19 protein-coding genes are annotated in these 18,458 nt (G+C 49.7%); 8 read left to right on the plus strand and 11 right to left on the minus strand.

The features are described from left to right. Nucleotides 1-3: 3 nt before the first annotated feature. The gene (locus AMJAP_RS01385; protein ID WP_019620967.1) at nucleotides 4-234 is read right to left on the minus strand and encodes a (2Fe-2S)-binding protein; all 231 of its coding nucleotides are present in this window, start codon (nucleotides 232-234) and stop codon (nucleotides 4-6) included. A gap of 92 nt (nucleotides 235-326) precedes the next feature. Further along, nucleotides 327-1,163: a UDP-2,3-diacylglucosamine diphosphatase gene (locus AMJAP_RS01390; protein ID WP_019620966.1), complete on the minus strand. Its 837-nt coding sequence runs from the start codon at nucleotides 1,161-1,163 to the stop codon at nucleotides 327-329. A 28-nt stretch (nucleotides 1,164-1,191) separates the two neighbouring features. On the opposite strand from AMJAP_RS01390, the gene AMJAP_RS01395 reads away from it, so the two are divergent. The 3 genes from AMJAP_RS01395 to AMJAP_RS01405 are packed head-to-tail and all read left to right on the plus strand — an operon-like array spanning nucleotide 1,192 to nucleotide 3,311. Beyond that, nucleotides 1,192-2,454: a methyltransferase gene (locus AMJAP_RS01395; RefSeq protein ID WP_169336942.1), complete on the plus strand. Its 1,263-nt coding sequence runs from the start codon at nucleotides 1,192-1,194 to the stop codon at nucleotides 2,452-2,454. Continuing rightward, nucleotides 2,444-3,052, plus strand: coding sequence for a uracil-DNA glycosylase family protein (locus AMJAP_RS01400; protein ID WP_019620964.1), 609 nt, complete (start codon nucleotides 2,444-2,446; stop codon nucleotides 3,050-3,052). The genes AMJAP_RS01395 and AMJAP_RS01400 overlap by 11 nt, the downstream gene beginning before the upstream one ends. Before the next feature lie 16 nt (nucleotides 3,053-3,068). Then, nucleotides 3,069-3,311 (plus strand): hypothetical protein, encoded by a 243-nt coding sequence (locus AMJAP_RS01405; protein WP_156815140.1) that lies wholly within the window; start codon nucleotides 3,069-3,071, stop codon nucleotides 3,309-3,311. A 214-nt stretch (nucleotides 3,312-3,525) separates the two neighbouring features. On the opposite strand, the gene AMJAP_RS01410 is transcribed toward AMJAP_RS01405, so the two are convergent. Further along, nucleotides 3,526-4,404 carry a LysR substrate-binding domain-containing protein gene (locus tag AMJAP_RS01410; protein ID WP_040404256.1) on the minus strand — a complete coding sequence of 293 codons (879 nt, stop codon included), beginning with the start codon at nucleotides 4,402-4,404 and terminating at the stop codon, nucleotides 3,526-3,528. Nucleotides 4,405-4,565: 161 nt separating this feature from the next. Here AMJAP_RS01410 and AMJAP_RS01415 point away from each other — a divergent pair, with 161 nt between their 5' ends. The 5 genes from AMJAP_RS01415 to AMJAP_RS01435 all read left to right on the plus strand — a co-directional run bounded on the left by AMJAP_RS01415 (nucleotide 4,566) and on the right by AMJAP_RS01435 (nucleotide 8,655). Continuing rightward, entirely contained in the window at nucleotides 4,566-4,853 is a 288-nt protein-coding gene (locus AMJAP_RS01415; RefSeq protein ID WP_019620961.1) for a hypothetical protein, read from the plus strand. A gap of 191 nt (nucleotides 4,854-5,044) precedes the next feature. Next, the gene (locus AMJAP_RS01420; RefSeq protein ID WP_019620960.1) at nucleotides 5,045-5,365 is read left to right on the plus strand and encodes a hypothetical protein; all 321 of its coding nucleotides are present in this window, start codon (nucleotides 5,045-5,047) and stop codon (nucleotides 5,363-5,365) included. 629 nt (nucleotides 5,366-5,994) lie between these two features. Beyond that, a complete protein-coding gene (locus tag AMJAP_RS01425; protein ID WP_019620959.1) occupies nucleotides 5,995-6,363 on the plus strand; it encodes a hypothetical protein in 369 nt (122 codons plus the stop codon). A gap of 621 nt (nucleotides 6,364-6,984) precedes the next feature. Further along, the gene (locus tag AMJAP_RS01430; protein WP_019620958.1) at nucleotides 6,985-7,383 is read left to right on the plus strand and encodes a hypothetical protein; all 399 of its coding nucleotides are present in this window, start codon (nucleotides 6,985-6,987) and stop codon (nucleotides 7,381-7,383) included. Nucleotides 7,384-7,629: 246 nt separating this feature from the next. Further along, entirely contained in the window at nucleotides 7,630-8,655 is a 1,026-nt protein-coding gene (locus AMJAP_RS01435) for a hypothetical protein (protein WP_156815139.1), read from the plus strand. A 197-nt stretch (nucleotides 8,656-8,852) separates the two neighbouring features. On the opposite strand, the gene AMJAP_RS01440 is transcribed toward AMJAP_RS01435, so the two are convergent. The 8 genes from AMJAP_RS01440 to AMJAP_RS01475 form a co-directional block, all read right to left on the minus strand. Continuing rightward, entirely contained in the window at nucleotides 8,853-9,044 is a 192-nt protein-coding gene (locus tag AMJAP_RS01440) for a hypothetical protein (RefSeq protein ID WP_019620956.1), read from the minus strand. Nucleotides 9,045-9,088: 44 nt separating this feature from the next. After that, nucleotides 9,089-9,367, minus strand: coding sequence for a peptidylprolyl isomerase (locus tag AMJAP_RS01445; protein WP_019620955.1), 279 nt, complete (start codon nucleotides 9,365-9,367; stop codon nucleotides 9,089-9,091). Between the two features lie 33 nt (nucleotides 9,368-9,400). Further along, a complete protein-coding gene (gene dbpA / locus AMJAP_RS01450; protein ID WP_019620954.1) occupies nucleotides 9,401-10,807 on the minus strand; it encodes an ATP-dependent RNA helicase DbpA in 1,407 nt (468 codons plus the stop codon). Between the two features lie 65 nt (nucleotides 10,808-10,872). Further along, nucleotides 10,873-11,742, minus strand: coding sequence for an NAD-dependent protein deacetylase (locus tag AMJAP_RS01455; RefSeq protein ID WP_051088394.1), 870 nt, complete (start codon nucleotides 11,740-11,742; stop codon nucleotides 10,873-10,875). Nucleotides 11,743-11,842: 100 nt separating this feature from the next. Beyond that, nucleotides 11,843-14,020 (minus strand): malate synthase G, encoded by a 2,178-nt coding sequence (locus tag AMJAP_RS01460; RefSeq protein WP_019620952.1) that lies wholly within the window; start codon nucleotides 14,018-14,020, stop codon nucleotides 11,843-11,845. Between the two features lie 313 nt (nucleotides 14,021-14,333). After that, entirely contained in the window at nucleotides 14,334-14,684 is a 351-nt protein-coding gene (locus tag AMJAP_RS01465; RefSeq protein ID WP_019620951.1) for a DUF4870 family protein, read from the minus strand. 26 nt (nucleotides 14,685-14,710) lie between these two features. Further along, the gene (locus AMJAP_RS01470) at nucleotides 14,711-15,124 is read right to left on the minus strand and encodes an acyl-CoA thioesterase (protein ID WP_019620950.1); all 414 of its coding nucleotides are present in this window, start codon (nucleotides 15,122-15,124) and stop codon (nucleotides 14,711-14,713) included. A gap of 42 nt (nucleotides 15,125-15,166) precedes the next feature. After that, a complete protein-coding gene (locus AMJAP_RS01475) occupies nucleotides 15,167-18,358 on the minus strand; it encodes a mechanosensitive ion channel domain-containing protein (protein ID WP_169336941.1) in 3,192 nt (1,063 codons plus the stop codon). Nucleotides 18,359-18,458 lie beyond the last annotated feature (100 nt).

Consider the following 18,458-nt stretch of genomic DNA (forward strand, 5'->3'; position numbering starts at 1 on the left):
GGGTCAGTGACTACTGCTTTCTGCGGTGCTGTTGAGTTCATCCAGAAGTGATTTCACCGTTTCATAGCAACAACCGCAGGACGTATTGATGAAGGTGGCTGCGCGCACCTCTTCAATGGTCTTCAGGTTGTGTTTGCGAACGGTTTCAATAAAGGCTTGCTTGCGAATATAGCGACAGGGGCAGACGGTCATGTCATCACTGTCCAGTTTTACCGGGTGTGCGGTAGTATCCATAGTGTCTATATCTCTGTGCAGATATCATCAGATAACGATCATCTCATCTAGAGAATAGTTAAAGACTCGGGGTTTGTCGTTTCAACTATGTGCTAATAACCGATTAATTTTCCGGATAGTTTCAGCGGTGGGGAAGGCTCTGTGACGACTTTCATAGAGGGCCATTCCAGTAGCTGCAATTTTCCACTGTCCGTTTCGACCAGTGCCGTACAGTGTTCAACCCAGTCGCCATCGTTGCAGTAAAGGGTCTCTTTCAGGTGAGTAAACCCGGCCTGATGAATATGCCCGCCAATGTAACCGTCCAGCGATTGGCGGCTGGCCTCGGTGCAGGCCGCTTCCTGAAAACGCTCGATATAACGTTGCGCGGTGCTGAAACGTTGTTTGATCATCCCTGCCAGTGAGCGGTAGGGCAGCTTCAGCCACTGGCGGAATTTGTTATAGCTGCGGTTGAGCCAGAGCAACAGTTGATGACCCTGATCGCCGAGTAATAGCATCACCGGGTGGATACGAACATGGCCATCAAACTCATCCCCGTGCGAGACCAGAAAGCGACGACCGTCAAGGGTCTTGTGGATGGCTTTTCGACGCACCTGAAAAGTCCCCAGCTTTAAACCGCACACCTTACGCATCGGTGCATCGTGATTGCCGGGAATATAGATAATCTCACAACCCTCTTTCGCCATCTGCCAGAACTGGCCGATCAGTAGTTGTTGATCCTGCGGTAGAACCGCTTTACGACGCATGGCGGCGAGATCGATGATATCGCCCACAAGGTAGAGCTTTTTCGGCGCGAGTTGGGTCAGGGCTTCGCTTAGGAGTTTAGCCTGACAATCCGGGGTGCCCAGGTGAATATCGGAGATAAACATGGTGTGGATAGGCTGCATTTCAGGGTCCATCAATCCGTTTTGGGCAGTATGCTGGGTGAACATGACAATCTGCTTTACGAAAGGTGAACAGATGATTACAAGGCAGAGCCAGACGACTAGAATAGGAGCTATGACCACCCCTTCGACACATTGGCAACAACGACTGCATCAGTTGGACCAACAGCTCCTGGCCAGCGCCGAACTCTGGCGGCCGCAGCCGTTTAAACAGAGCCGGCCGGCGTGGTGTGAGGATCATCCGGCACTGGCAGCCGCGCTACTGGATCTGGATGATCTGCAATTACAACGATTGAACCATCATCCGGATGAACTGGTGACGTGGATTGGTCGCTATCTGCCGCAGATCAGGCATATAGAGGCGCTTTGTTACTTAGCCAAACGCACGCCCCTGGCGTATTCATCACCGGCAAACCGTTTCTTTGATGGCATGCCTGGCCGTAAGCGTGCCCAGATAGAAGCTTTTGCCTCCCATGTCGGCGCTGCCACTTCGCCGATACTGGAATGGTGTGGTGGTAAAGGATATCTGGGGCGTTTGCTCGGCATGCATGGTGACCAACCGGTGACCACGCTGGAGTTAAACCCCGAGCTCTGTCGGGCCGGGGAGCAACAGGCAAAGCGTTTTGGTCGTTATCAATCTTTCCAGGAGGTCGATCTGTTACAGCCGGGTCTGGAGCTGAATGTGACTGGCCATCACGGCGTTGCCCTGCATGCCTGCGGTGAGTTACACCGGTCACTGCAACATCGTGCGGTGACCCACGGGATGGCTGCGCTGGATATTGTACCTTGCTGTTATGCCTTTGGTGTGGAACAGCAATATCAGCCCCGAACGGCAGGTCTGTCGCTGCAACTCAGTCGGGATGATCTGCGGCTGGCGGTGACTGAAACGGTTACCGCAGGACAGGCTGAAGTCTCCCGTCGAGATCGGGAGATGGCCTGGAAGCTCGGCTTTGTTGAACTGCGTAACCGGGTTATTGGAAATCCGGCCTATCGCACGATGAAACCGGTACAAAAACAGTGGCTGAAACTGACATTTAGTCAGTTCTGCCAACAGCTGGCAGATCGGGAATCGATGCCTCTCCCCACGAATACTGACTGGGCTGAAATCGAAGCATTAGGCTGGCAACGGTTTAATGAGGTGATGCGCTTGTCGCTGGTCAGAAACTGTTTTCGCCGACCGATTGAACTCTGGCTTATTCTGGACCTGGCCGCTGATCTCGAAGCCCACGATTACCAAATTGAGCTGGGCACCTTTTGTGATCGTTCGGTTACCCCACGTAATATTATGCTGTCAGCCCGAAAACAAGATGGTAGCGGGGTAAGCAACCGTGCTAACTGATCAACAGCTGATCGCCAGGGTCAAAGCCTGTGATCTCTGTTTACCGCACCTGCCCGACGGCGTCAGACCGGTGATTCAGTTTGATCCTCAAGCCAGAATATTGATCGCCGCCCAGGCCCCGGGTCGACGGGTGCATGAAACGGGAATCCCCTTTAACGACCCCAGCGGTGATCGGTTACGACAGTGGATGGGTATTACCCCTGAAACCTTTTACGATCCGAGACAGGTTGCGATATTGCCGATGGGATTCTGTTATCCCGGTACCGGCAAATCCGGTGACCTGCCTCCGCGTAAAGAGTGTGCCCCTCAGTGGCGACAACAACTGATGGATCGTCTGCCCAATCTGCAACTGATACTGGTGATAGGTCAGTACGCGCAGGCCTGGCATCTGTCAGAAAAGGGCTCTGTTACTGAGATAGTCTCCCATTGGCGGGACTATGTTAAGCAAGATCAGGCCCCGGCTGTTTTCCCCATGCCGCACCCCAGTCCGAGGAATAACATCTGGTTGAAGCGAAACCCCTGGTTTGAAGAGGCGTTGGTGCCGGAATTACAAACGCGAATTCATCAGGTACTTATGGCGGATCCCTCCCGTGGATAACGTTCCAGAGAGGCTGATGAAACTTATTATTGTTGCCATGTTGCCTCTCGTGATGTGCTTTGGTTATTACTCCCTTGAGCTAATAGCAACCGACTCTCTGTGGGTAAATATCCTAGCGGTAACCGCATTGCCGCTGTTGTTAATCGGTGTTGGCGGCCTTGCCTGGTGTTATTCAGACAAGGGAATAAAACAGCTGACACTGGTTTGGTGGGGCTGTGTCGGTGTTGCTTTAGCGAGTTTGGTTTGGGTCTGGGGGTAATTTATTTTTGTACGAGGCGTGTCCTCACGGTGACTTAGGCTCTGATATTTGGACAGTTTATTTCATTGCCTGAGTGATCCATTACTTTTGGTTTCGCCCTCGCTGGGCGAGCCAAGGCCTTTGAGTGCCCAAAGACCTTAGCGATCTAAGCTCCTTCTTTAAACAGAAGGTCAGCCCCGTCTGTCTTAGGGGGAGCTGCCCAGCTTCTGGACACTTAACGGGGTGTTTTCCAGGCATTGACGATATAGCTGGCTAAGGCATTACCCGCAGGGCCCAGTTCCTTTCGATGTTCGAAGAGTAACTGATACTCGCCAAGTTCAGGCAGTCCCCACTTGGCATCTACCTGTACAAAGGGGGCTCTCATATGACTTTGTGGTATTGGTGCGATGGCCAGGTCTGCCTCCATCGCGGCTTGCATGCCCGAGCTCTGGTCGCAGGCATAGGCGATGCGGTATTCAATTGCGTGTTTGTCTAATGCATTGAGGGCCATTGAACGCCAACAGCAGCCCCGGCTGGCAACAGCGAGCGGCAGGGGCTGGCTTTCTACCGCCAGACCGCCGCTTCGGGTAGCCCAGACGAGCGGCTCGGTAAAGACAACTTCACCACGGGTCGGATCCTGGCCTACATTTCCAGCCGTTAATAACGCCATATCAAGCTCACCCGAGTCTAACCGTGACAACAGTTCTGTGCTGCTGCCCGCGATGACATTAACAGCTACTGCGGGATGAGACCGGGCGAACTGTGCCAACACCTGCGGCAGTACGCTGTTGGCGATATCTTCTGGAGAACCAAAACAGACCGTTCCTTCGATGGTGGGGGCTACAAACTGACTGACGGCCTCTTGATTCAATTTCAGCAGGCGACGGCTATAGCTGAGTAACACCTCGCCTTCCGGGGTTAAACGAACCTGCCTGGCTTCCCGTAGGAATAAGCTTTTACCCAGGGTTTCTTCAAGGCGCTTGATCTGCATACTGACCGCGGCCGGAGAACGAAAAACCTGTTCAGCCGCACGGGTAAAGCTACCGCTCTCTGCAATCGCTACAAAAGATCTCAACAGATCGAATTCTAGTAATGGAGGTGAGTTTGCAAGCATAGCGACAACCATTGTTAAGTTTTTCTTAATCCTTACTTTAGTATTTTTAGTTTGTTTAAACAATAAGTGAAGGCCATTATCTATTCCGAGGTCGCGACTCATTCAACAGTTTTTAATGACTTCCAGCGCGGGGCGTTGGGGGTGAATAGAGGAGCATCGCTATGTTGTGCCATGAAATGAGGACTACCAAAACACCGACCACTAGCCTTCAGGCGATTGAAGAGAGGGTTAACGCCAGACTTCGTTCGCTGCCGTTCATTCAGGCCTTAAAAGACTGGTATGCAGGCTATTGCCGCCGCCAGGTTCTAGTCGGCCTGCTTCGCTATGATGATCACATCCTTGAGGATATGGGGCATACACGGCAAGAGTTATTAGCGATATCGAAGCTGCCTTTGAGTGCCGATGCTCACGAGGTTTTAAAGCAGTTGAAAGATCTTCGATCGCAATAAATAGGCTGTTTTTGTGCCCGGTATTTTAATAATCCAACACTGCCCGCTGTCAGACAGCCTGCACAGTAGAGGCGCTATCATTGAGCCTGTTTATTGATACAGATGTTTGAATGACCTGTCTGCTTAAGGCACACTCAGGTGAATATCTAAATCAGTGACTCTGATCCCACCTCAAAATAAAAGGAATTATTTTGAATAATAAACAGTGCTCTTCTTTTACTGTCTTTAGCGTATCGTTAATTGCCCTGGTTATTACTGCCTCTTTAATTATGCCGGACTATTTGGGTAATTTTATAGGCGGTGATTTCATCTTTTTACTCGGCATAATGTACATGTTGTACGTTGGCTGGTGGGTGGGGATCTTCATGCTGGTGATTGCTCTGGTAACAGAGTCTGGTCGGTTAAAAACAGTGTGTGGTTCATTGGCTGCCATTCATGGTGCAGGCTACCTTTTTATTGCTGTCTTTTTCTTCTTGGCTATCAGTACGGTCAGCTTGCCTGGGATTCTTTAAATGCTGATCTCTTCTCCAGTAGGAGCTGTGTCCCCACGTGGATTCTCCAATTTATATCCTGATGGTGGATTAGTTTATTTCCTTGCAGTAGTGCTCCATTACTTCTTGTTCCGCCTTGCTGATCGCTTCTTATGAAAAGAGAGGAGACTTTTGGGCGCCCAAAAGTCTCAACAACCTAAAACCGCTCCCGCTGCTTGGTCGGCTCCGCCGACTCCCTTGTGGGAGCGACGCCTCGTCGCGATAAAGTCGTCAGTAGGTAAGGTGCACAATCAGAGATAATCTGACTCAGCTTCGGATACCCATTGATTATCGAGGTGTATCTAATCTTCCTGTTCCGCCTTGCTGGGGGGGCAAGACCTTTCAACAGCTTTAGCTGGCCCGAAGGGTAGCCGCTTGCGGCTATAATAACTCGGTTGCTTCGCGCCCTCAGACAGTTCCCCATGCTATTCATTGAAAACCTGCAATGCTCGGCTGCACAGAGGGGGACTCATCCGTGCCAGGTTCTAGGCTCAATTTATTGATTTACTAACTAAATGGTAGGCCTGATCCTTAGCTCTACTACTCATTGTTTTTTGAATCAAAAATCGATTACTCTGTCCATTGATTACAGACAACACAGAGGACGTGTTATGAAAAAATTATTAGTAGCTGTAGCCCTATCAGTCTTATCAATACCGGTATCTGCAAAAGCTGACGCTCTTCAAACGGTTCACCCGTTTCACTTAGCCTTTGCGGCGGTTAACAAATGCATCGAACCGACGTCTAAAGAGCTTAATAGATTTAATGCTTGGTATTTACTAGCCTCTAACAATGCTGCTTTGGATCTGTCGATAAATCAGCGAGACATCACCTATGATCAAATAAAGGAAATGTTCGATACTGATATAGAACACGCTAGCCAAGCGGTGAATCAAGCGTTTGAAGAAACCGGCTGCCAAGCCAAAGAAATAAAAAGGTCGATAGAATTTTTTCATACACAAGTAAACACTGGTAAATAGTATCAAGAGGAGCAGTCCTGCGTATCGAAATCTCAAAGGTTTAGTTATTTTTCGCTATGAGGGCAAGAACGGCAGGCTTCTGTAGTAATCATGCCCTTACGGTGGTTTAGGCTCTGATATTTGGGAGGTTTATTTCATTGCCGCAGTAATTCATTACTTCTTGTTCCGCTCTCGCCGATCGGGTCAAGACTTTTGGGCGCCCAAAAGTCTTAACAATCTAAAACCGCGCCCGCTGTTGGATCGGCTTCGCCGACTCTCCTGCGCGTTTCGCTTAGAAACGGCGCTGCGACAGGCGAAGCCTGAACAGCTTCAGCTGGCCCGAAGGGTAGCCGCTTGCGGCTATAAACTCGCCCAAAAAACGGGCTCAGACAGTCCTCGCTCAACCCGTTCCTAAGCTGCAATGCTCGGCTGCACAGAGGGGGAGTATGTCCGTGCCGAATCGTTAATCAGCCAATTTGTATGGTTTTCATATTTAAGGCACACTCAGTGAATGGATATGTATAGCTCGGCTATGCAACTGACCAATGAGCCCGCTCATTTTCAGTGGACGAGAATGCAGTAGCTGCCTTTAGGCTTTTCTTTTGTATCAACGGGCCCCATTTATTTTAAGGAATGCTACACATGGAGAGCCGTATACCGTTACCAACGGATAATATATTCAAGTTCTACGCTTTGTTCGGATTGCTTATATTGATATTTGGCATTGGGTCAACACTTTATGTAAACAGGTCTACAAATGATTTTGTGTTTGATGTTGGAGTTGAATACGAAACACTAAGAGCTGATCCAGCACGAACGGTATTACAGGAAACACGTTTTAATTTCTTACAGAAAAAGCTAGAAGTAGCTCAAGACAATAAGAAGTTCTACTTATATAGTTTAGGTGGTGTAATTGCGATAGGGATTTTCATGATGTTCTATGGGTTCAAAAAATGGCACACCGAGGTTCAGCCAATTCAAGATGAAATAGCCCGTTTGAGCCTTGAAAAGCTTCGAAGAGAGGTAGGTGAAGATACCTAGCAAAAAAATATTAAGTTAAAGGGCTTTGACCCCTTTAATTCAGGATATGTGAATCAATGACTCTGACCCGATTGATTCCATTCGTTTTAGTGGCCGATTAGATGAGCATATCGACTTATAACATTAGTTTTTAGCTAACAGAATTTTGAACAGCCTCTCCTTTGACGATATTGTCGCTAATTTAAAGTATCCGTTAAACTGGGGAGCTTCACCTTGATCTCTTTAATCATGGACGATGGATTTCTAATGAAGAATAGAAACAATCCTAAATTACACAAAACTTTTTACTTTTGGCTAGCTCTATTTAGTCCAATTCTTATAGCTTTGGATCTTGCCTTTGTTATTTCCTTTTTTAGTCCGGAGCTGATTTTTGGCTTTTCTGCATCACAAATAAACACTCTTCTCATAGAACTTAAACTACCTATTGCCATCGCAGGGCTCTCAATTCCATTTGTTGCAATGGTTGCATCTATTCACAGGTCATCTCAAACAGCTCGCCAAATTGATGTTCAGTCTAATCAGAATATATTTTCAAATCACTTCAAACACTTAGAAGAGTTCAAAAAGTCATATTCAGAAGACGCACCTAAAGGATGGGTATCTATCGAATCCTTTTATAAAGATATTTACCCAAACACAATACTTGGTTCATTTACTCCTAATCTTCCAGATATAGACCCCAACATCATAATTAAACAGTTGTATCATGATGTTGAAAATGAGCCTTTGGAACTCTTAAATTTTTGCACTGAGAGATATTCCTCAATCTTCCATAAAATGGATGTATATCTAGATCTCGAAAACATACCTTATATCAAACCATCTGACATATTAGAACTATTTAGTAAGGTACATTTGGCCATTACGTTACATGGGCTTCACCCTTCCCCTTATATAATCACTATAGAGTCTGAAGTATTAATAAGAGAACTTGATAGAATGTATCAAGTATATGATGAGTGTTGGGGCAACATAGATTTTATAGAAGGAGCATTAACGAGCATTGATGTTCCTGATCTATATTCTCATATTAATAGTTCATTAGTGCTGAATAGAAGCAGCCTATACACTGGATTAGCAATTGCGTACGTATGGTATTACGCTCTATCAGCAACGAATCGGATGCTTATGCTTGAAAATATGACTCTTGAAAAAAAAGAGTATATGGAGACAACGATTGCTTCAATTCGCAGTATGACTCTCAACGAATACAATAAGTTTTTTGATGGACAAACAGGCACCATTAAGACGCGATACGGAATAACTTATTGATAGGTCTAATTTTATGCAAGATTCGACCTCCTACATCTCTACCAAACACAATAATAAAGTATCCTTTCAAGATTGGTTTTTCGCAAACAAAAAAGAGAGCCTAGGGCTCTCTTTAATCTTTTGATCTTAAGCTTTTTCTAGCAACGAGCTACTAGCAAGGGCGAAGCCCGTTCTAGCCACGTCTCAGCCCTTAAACCTTAATGAACTTCCTCATATTTCCTCTGAATAGCGACCAGCGCTGGTTGTGCTTCCAGCGGTGCATAGGCGATAGCCTGGTCGAAGAGTTCTTTGTTTTCCTCGGAAAGGCGTTCATCTTCATTCATGGCAGAGAGTTTCTGCATCGCTTCGATAAACTTGGGGTGTTGTTTCTGTTTCTTGGCCGGTTTCATAGGAATTATCTCCTTAAGTTGGCGACTGTATCGCAGTTAATGGCTTAGCTGCGATAGAGGGTCTGAATAAGATGAAAACCAAACTTTGTTTTCACCGGTCCGTGGATTTCCAGTACTTTCTTGCGGAAAACCACATTGTCGAACGCTTTTACCATGGTGCCTGGCCGGAATTCGCCCAGATCACCACCCCGTTTGGCAGAGTTGCAGATAGAGTAACGTTTTGCCAGACGGGCAAAGTCCTCCCCTTTCTCCAATTGTTGCTTAAGCTTGTCGGCTTCCGCTTTTGTCTTCACCAGAATATGCCGCGCTGATGCTACAGCCATATTAAAATACCTTCGTTGACCGAGTAAACTTTTTTACAGCATTCTTACTTTAAAACGGCGGCCTTTGATCTTGCCGTCCACCAGTCGGCTATGCGCTTTACGGGCTTCTTCCCGTTTTACGGCTACATAGGCAGCATAGTCATAGATATTAATTTTACCTACCACACTGCCATCAATGCCGGCTTCACCGGTCAGTGCGCCGAGGATATCGCCTGGACGTATCTTATCTTTTCGACCACCGGCGATGCAGAGAGTTCGCATAACCGGTTTTATCGGTTCATCGGTGCTGGTCTTTTTCAGACGGCTGAGTGACTCGGTCTGGAGCATTTGCGACAGGTATTCACTGATGGTATCCAGCTTATACTGTTCGGAATCACGGTAGAGGCTGATTGCCATGCCCTCTTTTCCGGCACGGCCGGTACGTCCGATACGGTGTACATAGATTTCCGGATCACGGGGCAGGTCGTAATTGATGACCAGCGACAGGTCGCTGATGTCCAGTCCACGGGCGGCTACATCAGTGGCGATAAGGATGGTATTGCTGCGGTTGGCAAACTGTACCAGTACCTGATCGCGGTCACGCTGATCCAGATCACCGTGCAGGGCTGCGGCGAAGTAGCCCAGGTTACGCAGGTGGTCTGACACTTCCCGGCACTGATCTTTGGTGTTGCAGAAAATGACAGTGGATTCAGGGCTGAAGTGGCTCAGCACCCGCGCCAGCGCGTCTGGTTTTTTGGTTTTCTCCAGGCTGTAGAAGGACTGCTCGATCTGACTGGTGCTGTGCACTGATTCGACGGTGATTTCGACCGGATCGACCTGAAGATCTGAACTGAGCTTTTTAATGCCATCAGGGTAGGTGGCTGAGAACAGCAGGGTTTGACGTTTTTTTGGGGTATTTCTGATCACTCCATCGATCTGCTCGTAAAAGCCCATATCGAGCATCCGGTCCGCTTCGTCGAGGACAACGGTCGTGCACCGGGACAGATCCAGTTTGCCTTTACGGATCAAATCCTGAATACGGCCGGGGGTGCCAACGATGATATGCGCGCCATGTTCCAGTGAACCGATCTGCGGGCCGACCGACTGGCCGCCACAGAGGGTCACTAGTTTCAGATTGTTCTTAAACCGTGCCAGGCGACGAATCTCCTGCGCTACCTGGGTACTGAGTTCCCGGGTGGGGCAGAGCACTAATGCCTGAGTACCGAAGTCCCGCTGATTGATTTTTAGCAGCAGTCCGATACCAAAGGCGGCGGTTTTACCGCTACCGGTTTTTGCTTTGGCAATAATATCTTTATCGGCCAGGGCGTGAGGCAGGCTGCGTGCCTGGATCGGGGTCATCTCCTTGTAGCCAAGGTCAGCCAGGTTGCTGAGCATAGTAGGAGGCAGGTTCAGGGAGGAAAAAGAGGTATCAGACACGGTGTACTCGGGATCAGGATTCAATTGGCCGCCAGTATACCTGATATGGGTGATTATCGCTGCTTTGTCGCGTGCGATAGGCAGGCCGATTATCCGGCAGAGATAAGAGGCTTCAGTGCCTTTGCGCTGGGTTGGAGAAACTCGCTGATATCACCGTCCAGTTTTAGCGAGAGGAGTTCGTCGGCGCGGGTTTTTCCCCGGGTGATCGCTGCGATAGGGATATTCAGTTGCGCCGCTTGTTTGCAGAAGCGAAAGCCGGAGTAAACCATCAGTGATGAACCGACAACCAGTAGTGCGTCCGATTGTTTGAGGCTATTCAATGCGCTGAAAACCCGCTCTTTGGGTACGTTATCGCCGAAAAATACGACATTTGGCTTCAACATGCCGTCACACTCGGGGCAGTTAGTCACCTTGAAACCGCTGAAATCGATGCCGTCCAGATCGGCATCGCCGTCCGGTGCTGCCGTAGCGGTGTACTGGGCAAACGCCGGGTTCTCATCAGCCATCTGCCGGTGTATCTGGTTGCGATCATGGAGTTGGTTACAGGCCATACAAATGACCTGATCGGAGCGCCCGTGCAGGTCGATTACCTGTTGTTGCCCGGCTTGCTGATGTAGCCGATCGACATTCTGGGTGACCAGCTGCTGGCAATAACCTTTCTGCTCTAATAGTTGCAAACTTTCATGCACCGCGTTGGGCCGGGCATTCGCCATTAACGGCCAGCCGATCAGGCTTCTGGCCCAGAATCGCTGCCGGGTCGTATGACGGGTCATAAAGTCCCGGTGCTGGACCGGTGGCTGACGTTTCCACTCACCATTTTTGTCCCGGTAATCCGGAATCCCGGACTGGGTACTACAGCCGGCACCGGTAAGAATAAACAGCCGGGGATGTTGATGGATAAAGTTGGTCAGGGGTTGTGCTACTGATTGCACTGCAGTCTGTTCTATCGAATACGTCATAGGGGTAGTGTAATCGCTACGGTCAGGGAGACCAAAAAAAACCGCGCAGTGCGCGGTTTTTATCTCTTATAAGAGTCTGTGTTAAGGCTGATGTTCGGCCTTATTTACCCTGCTTTGCTTTAGCTTCAAGGCGACGACGGTGCAAGACCGGCTCGGTGTAACCGTTTGGCTGAATACGACCCTGAATCACCAGTTCCAATGCAGCCTGGAAAGCAACGCTGTTATCGAAGTCCGGCGCCATTGGGCGGTAACCCGGATCGGCAGCGTTCTGACGATCAACGACCGCAGCCATTCGCTGCAGTGTTTCCATTACCTGCGCTTCAGAGCAGATGCCGTGATGCAGCCAGTTAGTGATGTGCTGGCTGGAGATCCGCAGTGTTGCGCGGTCTTCCATCAGGCCTACATCGTTGATATCAGGCACTTTGGAACAGCCAATGCCGTCATCAACCCAGCGCACAACATAGCCAAGGAGTCCCTGAGCATTGTTGTCCAGCTCGTTCTGAATCTCATCGGCAGACCAGTTAGGGTCAGTTGCAACCGGCACAGTGAGGATATCGTCCAGGCTGGCGCGATCACGAATTTTCAGTTCTTCCTGGCGGGCAAATACATCAACCTTGTGATAATGCAATGCGTGCAGTGCCGCAGCCGTCGGTGATGGAACCCAGGCGGTGTTAGCGCCGGACAGTGGATGCGCGATCTTGGCTTCCAGCATGTTGGCCATCTGATCAGGAATCGCCCACATACCTTTACCGATCTGCGCACGACCCTGCAGGCCACAAGCTAATCCGTTATCGACGTTCCAGTCCTCGTAAGCGCCAATCCAGGCAGCGGCTTTCATTTCGCCTTTGCGAATCATCGGGCCGGCTTCCATTGAGGTATGAATCTCGTCGCCGGTACGGTCCAGGAAACCGGTGTTGATAAAGACAACACGGTCTTTGGCAGCGCGGATACACTCTTTCAGGTTAACCGTGGTACGACGTTCTTCATCCATGATGCCCATTTTCAGGGTGAAAGTGTCCAGACCCAGCGCAGTTTCGATACGACCAAACAGTTCGTTGGCGAACGCTACTTCTTCCGGTCCGTGCATCTTCGGCTTAACGATATACATAGAGCCGGTGGTGGTGTTGCTGAACTGACCGGTACCTTTGACATCGTGGATGGAGATCAGGCTGGTAAGCATGCCGTCCATGATTCCTTCAGGGATCTCATAGCCTTCTTTGTCAATAATGGCGTTGTTGGTCATCAGATGACCAACGTTACGCACGAACATCAGGCTGCGGCCCTTCAGGCTTACTTCTGTGCCATCAACACCGGTGTACTTACGGTCGGGGTTCATGCTGCGGGTGAAGGTTTTACCACCTTTTGAGACCTCTTCAGTCAGGTCGCCCTTCATCAGTCCCAGCCAGTTTTTATAAGCAACGACCTTGTCTTCAGCATCGACCGCAGCAACGGAGTCTTCACAGTCCATAATCGCGGTTAGCGCGGCTTCGACGACGATATCGCTGATACCTGCAGCATCGGTAGAGCCTATCTGGCTGCTACGGTCTACTTTAATATCCAGATGCAGGCCGTTGTGTTTCAGCAGTATTGAGCTGGGTGCAGCGGCATCACCGTTGTAACCGATCAGCTGTGATTCATCCTGCAGACCGGTTTCTGTGCCGTTTGTCAGGGTGATTACCAGCTTGTTGTCGACGATGCTGTAACGCACCGAGTCTTTGTGGCAGCCAGCAGCCAGAGGGGCTGCTTCATTCAGGGTGTTACGGGCAAATTCGATGACTTTCGCGCCACGTACCGGGTTATATGCCGCGGTAATATCAGCGCCATCGGCCTCGGAGATCGCATCGGTGCCGTAGAGCGCGTCATACAGGCTGCCCCAGCGGGCATTCGCAGCGTTCAGTGCGAAGCGAGCATTCATGACGGGCACTACCAGTTGAGGACCTGCCATGGTGGCCATTTCCGGATCAACATTGCTGGTTGTAGCGGAGAAGTCTTCGCCTTCAGGCAGCAGGTAATTGATCTCCTGCAGGAAAGCTTTGTAGGCGGCAAAGTCAAAACCGCTCGCCCGGTTTTCCCGGTGCCAGCTATCAATTTGCTCTTGAATAGCATCACGCTTGGCCAGCAGTGCACGGTTTTTAGGCGCCAGATCGTGAACGATTGCGTCCAGTCCCGACCAGAACTGCTCTTCGGTAACGCCGGTACCCGGAATAACCTGCTGGTTTACAAAGTTGTAAAGCACCTCAGCAACCTGAAGGCCGCCAGCTTGAATACGTTGACTCATAATTTACTGCCCCGTTGTAGTAGTCCCGAATCCGGAGGGAGGCAACCGGATCAGATCGTTTTTTGTATGCCGAAATCCAGTGGCTCCTATCAGCGCGGCTGGTCTTTGACGGCTTGTGCGTTGCAACAATATCGTAATTAAGCAGGCCTGTCGCCCCTGACCAAGCCTAAAGTATGAGGTTTACTCCCTAGAAGGGGGGGTATTCATTTCACATTGTGGAAAAGTGCCGGAGAGGACTGGGGGTGGTCGTCTTTTGTGCTAAAAAAAAGCCGCCACAGGCAGCTTTTTTATCGCGGACTTGTTGCTCTGATACTCAGAACAACCAGCTGGTAGGCTGGGGCAGAGGCTGCTGTTTATCAAGAGCGCTCAGGCCTTTGACACAGCGGACGATAAACCAGATAAGGTTGAACAGCAGGATCAGGAAGCCGATCATGATGCCCGTTGTGATCAGGCCGATCACTGTATATAGCACACCCATCCAGAACGTTCGGATCTGCCACTGGTAATGGGTCTTTAACCACTCAGGAGCGTCGCCTTTATTGATATACGCCATAATCAGACCGATCAGGCCGGTGATACCCAATACCAGACTTACCAGATAGAGGATGTAGATGATTTTGGCATTGCCGCCTTTGTCCTTTTGCATCTCAGCAACATCATTCATTCGCGCTTTTCTCCTTGCTTTACATATTAAGAAATATTGTCACGGATTATATCTGGCAGAGGCACGGAACGACCAGTGTTATGATCCATCCACACTACTTTTGAGTAGCCTTCACTGCATAATTCATCAGGGTTTTCGGCGGTACTGAGTTCGTACCAGACCATAAAGCTGCTGCGACCGATCTCACCGATTAAACAATTTATGTTTATCGTCGCTGGGTAGTTGATTGGCCGTAAAAAAGTACAGCCGACATTGATCACCACTGGATCGGTACCGTTGCCATCCATGCTCGCACCAATCTTGGCCAGAAGCTGAACCCGCGCTTCCTCTAAGTAGCGCATATAAAGTGCGTTATTAACGTGCCCGTAGGCATCCATATCGCCCCAGCGAACCGGTATCTGGCATTGGTATAATGATCGGCGATTCTGGCTTTCGCTCATAGCAGTTTTCCTTTTGCTCTGTTTTTATAGTGATGATATTACTCAGTGTTTATCATCAGTATCGTTGTTTTTATCGGCATCGTTGCTTTTCAGATGTAGATCCATCTGAGGGAAGGCGACCTCTATATTGTGTTCACGGAATAGTTGATCGATCGCCAGATGCAGTTCATGAATTGTCCGGGTGCGCATATCCATTGAGCTGATATAGGTGCGCAGTTCAAAATCCAGAGTGCTGTTGCCAAAGGCGAGGAAATAGGCCATCGGCTCGGGTTCTGAGAGGACGTTGTTGCTTGCTTCTGCGGCCTGCAGCAACAGTTTTGTGACCTGATCGGTATCTGAGCCGTAGGCGACACCGACGGGGATAACCACCCGGGTAATGGCGTCCGTCAATGACCAGTTGATCAGCTGGTCGGTGATAAACGTCTTATTAGGGATGATGACCTCTTTACGATCCCAGTCAGTGATCGTGGTTGCCCTGATCTGAATGCGGCTGACGCTGCCGGTTACGCCACCGATAGTGACGGTATCGCCGATGCGTACCGGCTTCTCGAACAGAATGATCAGACCCGAAACGAAGTTTGCGACGATCTCTTGCAGACCAAAGCCCAAGCCAACACCCATCGCTGCGATCAGCCACTGCAATTTGCCCCATTCGAGGCCGAGAAAGTTAAGAAAACTGATCAGGCCAATGATGATAAGGGAGTACTTCAGCAGGGTTGAGATGGCAAAACTGGTTCCGTGCGCCAGGGGCAGGTAATTGAGGATCAGTAGCTCTACCAGGCTGGGCAGGTTGCGTGCGGCTATGAAGGTGATGGTTAGCGCCGCCAGAGCAAAGACTATCTGTTTCAGGGTGATCAGGCTCAGTACGCCCTCTTCCGCGCTCTCGGTGGTCCAGAGTGTGACAGTGTCCAGCACGTCCAGCGCCGGAAGAGTCCAGCCGAGGGTGAACCAGGCCAGTGTCAGAAAGATCAGTGTCGTCACTGTCTTTAACAGCATGGTGCCCTGTTCTGAGATGGTCTGAAGATCGATAAAGTTCTCTTGCAGGGGCGGTGGCGGATCTTTTTGCTCCTCCCGGGCGGAGAGTATTTCCGCTCGGCGGGCCAGCGCCTGAGCAAAATGCAGCTTGCGTTCCTCTATCAGCAGCCAGCGCCGTCCCAAATGAAAAATCAGGTAGGCAAGAATGCCGATACAGACCAGGAGAAACATCAACCCAATGAGAATGCTGGCGGACAGGGTGTAGCCCCAGAGAATCAGCCCGGCCATCGCAATATTGAATGCGATAATGATACCGATCCAGAGGCTGATGTTGCTCCAGAACCCTGACTTATCAACACTGTCCAGCCGCTGTGATGCGGTATGCCTCAGGCTGATCCAGAATAGTGTAAAACCGATAGTGATCAGCAACAGGGTAAGTCGTGCAGGGCCTGCGGTAACGATATCGCTGCCACTGAGGTCGAGTAGAAAGAGAATGGCAATCAGGGGGGTGTTAACCCAGAACAATCCACGAAGCCGTTTTTTCAAAGTGCTGGTGGTGCTTGGTGGCAGGCTAAACTGTCCCTGCAACAGGCCGTAGGGTTGCTGTAACCACTGCATGACGGTGAGATAGAGCCAGCTAATCAGGGCGAGCATATAAAAGAGGTTCTGGAGAGGTGCATCGTCGCCGTTTAGCTGCCTCCCGAGGGTATAAAGGAAGAGGGGGATGGGGAGCGCAACTAACGGCCCGTATAGCAAGGGACGAACGGTATGGCTGATGTGATCTTCGCTGACATTGCCGAGCTGCTTACACCAGAGAGGCTGGCGTCTGTTCAGATAGCGGCGACAGAATATGGCAACCGCAAGAGAGGCCAGAAACAGCGATATCGGCAGTGACAGTTTGCTGGCAAGCTGATCAAAATGCGGCTGCAACAAATGGGGCAATTCACCACCGACGGTGAGGCTGCCACTTAGAATTTGCGCAGGCCATTGTGCTGTTATGGGCTCGGCGCTGGGGAGCCAGAGAAGGTGTTTGTTAAACAATGCCTTACTGTCGCTGATCTGCAGATTAAACTGCTTCTGAATCAGGAGTAATTGAGACAGTTCACTGATCTGCTTTTGCTGAAGTGTGCGTTGCTCCTGTGTCAGTTCGCTCAGGCTGGCTTCCAATTCGGAGAGCTTGGTTCGTTGCTGTGCCGATAGGCCTTCTGTCGCGGGTGGCTGGATAGGCTGGCTGAGGGTTAACTGACTTAAACGCAATTCTTTTAGTCGGTTTTGGGTTGTTGTTGATTTCAGTGTTTTAGGTAGCTGCTGTATATGTTTACGCACCTCAGAACCGGTATAGCCCAGTCCTAAGTCCAGCTGTAACTGAATCGCTTCATATGTTTGGCGGATAACCTGTAGCTGCTGTTCCAGTTGTTTTCGACGAAGGGCGGTTTTCTCTGTTTCAGCAAGCCCCTGGCGGATCAGTTCGGCGGTTTCATTGTTTCGGCTGAGTGCCTGCTGGAGTACAGGGTTACTGTCGGTTTCCGAGGAATCAAGCTGGCTCAGGGTTTTTTCAGCGGCAGCCCTGTTTGCCTGCTGTAGTCGAAGTTCCGCCTGGTTTATCCATTGGGTGTAATTTTGAATACTGCTTTCAAGATGTTTTTGGTTTAGTAGCGCCAGCTCTGTCCGGCCGGGAAGCGCCAGTATTTCCAACTCGGTGACTTCCAGCGCCGATTCCAGTGCCAGTTGCTTATACCTGAATGCTTCATCTCTGAGCTTTTGCAGCTCTGTTGTTTGTGTGGCGGCAGGCGTAGCGGGAACAGAGCTGTTAAGCTGTTGTTCTAATGAGGATTGTTTTTCGCGCTGGCTTAACAGATATTTGTCGCTGTCACGCAGGGTACGCTTGAGCTCGTCCCGGCTTTGCTCCAGATCGATAAGTCTGGCTTTTGTCTTGACCAGCAGGGGCTGGAGTTCATCTTCAGCAATGTTTGTGGCGGGGAGTTCTGAGTCAGACTGAGGTGTAGATTTTTTTGCCTGTTCCAGTTGCTGTGGCAGCGTTTCAATTTCGCGGCGCAGATCCTGTGCCTGCTCGCGCAGGCTTATCACTTCTTGAATATGGTGCAGAGCTTGTTGGTAGACCTCGATGAAAGGACTATCCGGATCATTTTCTAATTGCTGAAGCTGGGTTTCCAGTTGATTTATTTCAGCCGTGAATTCGGAGGAAACCGCGAACCCTTTGAGGCTAAACAACATAAGGAAAATGAGTAACAGTCGCATAAATTCTGCCTTCAGATAGTCAGGATTACTATATACGCCTAACGCGATTGCACAAGGCATATGTTGTGAATCTGATCTAAATTATAGAGTAAACAGCGCT

It is taken from the genome of Amphritea japonica ATCC BAA-1530, assembly GCF_016592435.1.
Lineage (GTDB): Bacteria > Pseudomonadota > Gammaproteobacteria > Pseudomonadales > Balneatricaceae > Amphritea > Amphritea japonica.